The organism is Eikenella longinqua (assembly GCF_001648355.1).
GTDB classification, from domain to species: domain Bacteria; phylum Pseudomonadota; class Gammaproteobacteria; order Burkholderiales; family Neisseriaceae; genus Eikenella; species Eikenella longinqua.
Window position 1 is genome coordinate 1 of the sequence record NZ_LXSL01000015.1, and the last position, 3,365, is coordinate 3,365.

Genomic DNA, 3,365 nt, shown 5'->3' on the forward strand with positions numbered 1-3,365 from the left:
AGATAATCCCCGTTTAACAGACCATTAAACGGGGATAAATCAGTGCAAAAGCTGCTACAATTTCCTACGCGGCGGCGGTGCAAAAGCTACTGCCAATTCGGGCAAAAGCTGCCGCCGCCTTACACAAGCCGGTTTTGTTTTTCAGGTAGCCTGTTGTGTGCTTGGGGCTACCTGAAAAATATTGCTGCTTTGCCGGGCATGAATGCCCGGCCTACGTTGCTTGTTTTCAGGTAGCCTTTTCTGTTGCCAAAGGCTACCTGAAAAGTTGCGCTACAAATCATCCTTCCTGGCCAATATTTTGCGCGCGCCGCTCACATCGGCGGGGGAGACGATGCCGGCGTCTTCCAGCGCCTGCATCAGGTTGGCGGCGCGGTTGTAGCCGATGCGCAGCTGGCGTTGCAGCGAGGAAATGGAGGTTTTGCGGCTTTCCAGGATGAAGGCGACGGCTTGGTCGAACATTTCGTCGCTGCCGGCATTGGGGTGCACGGCGTTCACGGTTTCCTGCGCGGCTTCGCCGGAGAGCAGGCCTTCGATGTAGTCGGCGCCCTGCTGGCGTTTGGCGAAGGAGGCCACTTCGTGCACTTCGTGGTCGCTCACAAAGGCGCCCTGCAGGCGCACGGGCTCGGCGCTGCCGGGCTGGAGGAAGAGCAAATCACCGTATTTGAGCAGGTCTTCGGCGCCCATTTGGTCGAGGATGGTGCGGCTGTCGATGCGGCTTTGCACGGTGTAGGCCATGCGGGTGGGGATGTTGGCTTTAATCAGGCCGGTTACCACGTCCACGCTGGGGCGCTGTGTGGCCACGATGAGGTGCATGCCGGCGGCGCGGGCTTTTTGTGCCAGGCGGGCGATTTGCGTTTCCACCGCCTTTTTCTCGGTCATCATCAAATCGGCCAATTCATCAATCACAATCACGATATAGGGCAGCTTTTGCAGCGGCTCGGGCTCGTCGGGATTGGGGCTGAAGGGGTTGGGCAGCGGCTTGCCGGCTGCGGCGGCTTCGGCCACTTTCTGATTGAAGCCGGCCAGGTTGCGCACGCCGGCGTGGGAGAGCAGGCGGTAGCGTTTTTCCATTTCGGCCACGCACCAATTGAGCGCCTGCCCGGCCTCGCGCATATCGGTTACCACCGGGCAGAGCAGGTGCGGGATGCCTTCATACACGGAAAGCTCCAGCATTTTCGGGTCGATCATGATGAAGCGCACTTCATCCGGCGCGGCCTTATACAGAATCGACATAATCATGGCGTTCACGCCCACCGATTTGCCCGAGCCGGTCATGCCGCCCACCAGGAGGTGCGGCATTTTGCCCAAATCGGCCACCACCGGCTGCCCGGCAATATCCTTGCCCAGCGCCACGGTGAGCTTGGATTGCGCCTCGGTGAACACCGGGGAGGAGAAAATCTCGCGCAGCAGCACTTCCTGCCGCTTCTCGTTCGGCACTTCGATGCCCATGGTGCTCTTGCCGGAGATGGTTTCCACCACGCGCACCGACTGCATGGAAAGCGAGCGCGCCAAATCTTTGGCAAGATGCGTAATCTGGCTGCCCTTCACGCCCTGCGCCGGCTCGATTTCAAAACGCGTGATCACCGGCCCGGCGGTGGCGCTCACCACGGTTACCTGAATGCCGAACTCCGCCAGCTTGGCTTCGATGCGCTCGGCCATGCGTTGCAGCGCTTCGGGGTTGATTTCCGATTTGTGCTCCTGCGGGCGCGTGAGCAAATCCAGCTCGGGCAGGCGGTATTCGCCGTCTTCCGCGTGGCGTTTCGGGTCGAACAAATCCTTCTGCCGCTCCGGCGCCGGTTTTTCAGGTAGCCTCTGCTCAGCCGGCTGGCTAATCTGCACCGCCACCGGCTTGCGGTTGCTGCTGGCGCCGGCCACGGTTTCCACCTCTTCCGCCGTGATGCTTTTCGCCGCGCGCACCATACGGCGGGCAAACTTCGCATTCGGCATTTCGCGCACAAACTGGTGCGGCCGGCGGATCAGCCGATACCACAGCCATTCCAGCTGCGCCCCCGCCTTTTCCAAAAGCGTGAGCCACGACACCTGCAACAGCAGCGAAAGCCCCGCCACAATCAGCACCACCTGCACCAGCAGGCTGCCCGACACCCCCAACAGCCGCGTAAAACCGCCGCCAATCGACTGCCCGATTAAGCCGCCCGCGCCCATCGGCAGGCTCTCGCGCAATTCCGCCGACCAAGCCGCCGCCTCCAAAAGCGGGCTGCCAAACAGCAACAGCGCCGCCCCGCCCAAGCCCATGCCCAAGTGATACGGCTTCTCGCTGCTCTGCTTCACGCTGCGGAAATTGTGATACAGCCACACCGCCGCCGCCAGCAGCAGCCACCACACCGACAGCCCAAACAAATAATAAGCCACATCCGCCGTATAAGCCCCCGCGAGCCCCGCCAGATTGCGCGGCGCCGCATCGTTGGGAATACTGCGCGACCAGGCCGGGTCTTCCATGGTGAAGCTTGCCAGCGCCAGCGCCAGGCACACCGTGAGCAGCAGCACCAAGAGCCACAGCATATCCGCCAGCAGCGAAATGGATTGCGACGCCGCCGCAGCCGCCGAAGGCACATGGCTCCGGCGCGCGGATTTGGAAGGGGGATTATGCCGGTTCGGCTTCGGCTTGGCGGGTTTGCGGGAAGGTTTCTTGCTCATATTTCACAACTGCCGGCAGCCCGATAGGGGCTACCTGAAAAACGGTGGATAACTGATTACAGCCTGGGATGACGGCCGGGCGCGGCCATACAAAACGCCGCATTATAGCAGCATTGCCCAAGGCTCGGCGCGGCAGGGGCGGGAGGAAAAGGCTACCTGAAAATTTCAGGTAGCCTTTTGGGTTTGGGCTTACGGCTGGGAGGAGACAGTGGGTTCGCTGGCTCAAGGTGGTGGGATTAAAACTTTAATAGCAAATGTAATCGTTTTTTGCTTAAACTCACTTTCCCTAGGACAGCGCATCCCTCTGCCCCAAGGGTTTGGATTCTGCTCAAATTTGGAATAGCCTAATTCTGGCACAAAGGCATACATGGTTTTCTCAGCCATCAGCTCATTGGTTTGGGTATCGATAATCTTGATAGTTGTTCCGGCTATCCAATGTTTGCGGTTTTCCCAAGAAACATCGTTTTCGTAGGTAACGGCATAGCGGGCGCGGAGATGGGGATTGGGTTGTTTATCTAAACTCCATTCCTGATCTGCCTTGTAAGCGCTGTAACGAATAATTGAATTGTCTTTCTGTAAGGGACTGACGTAGATTAGCAGCTATGCTAGGCTACGAAAATGCAAATAACCAATTGTAAACTAAGTGGGAAAATACAAAAGAAACTGCTCGAGTTTTTGTACTCGAAGTTACCGCCCGTGCCGCTGCTGAT

General features: G+C 58.8%; 2 protein-coding genes and 1 pseudogene. 1 reads left to right on the top strand and 2 read right to left on the bottom strand.

Annotated elements, in window-relative coordinates; genetic code table 11:
• Window positions 1-270 precede the first annotated feature (270 nt).
• Window positions 271-2,655 (bottom strand): DNA translocase FtsK, encoded by a 2,385-nt coding sequence (locus tag A7P95_RS04110; protein WP_067591616.1) that lies wholly within the window; start codon window positions 2,653-2,655, stop codon window positions 271-273.
• Window positions 2,656-2,877: 222 nt separating this feature from the next.
• Complete coding sequence (locus A7P95_RS11520; protein WP_156503492.1) at window positions 2,878-3,039, bottom strand: hypothetical protein; 162 nt, start codon at window positions 3,037-3,039, stop codon at window positions 2,878-2,880.
• Window positions 3,040-3,273: 234 nt separating this feature from the next.
• Here A7P95_RS11520 and A7P95_RS12460 point away from each other — a divergent pair.
• Window positions 3,274-3,365 (top strand): annotated as a pseudogene (locus tag A7P95_RS12460) (IS1595 family transposase); the annotation flags it as partial.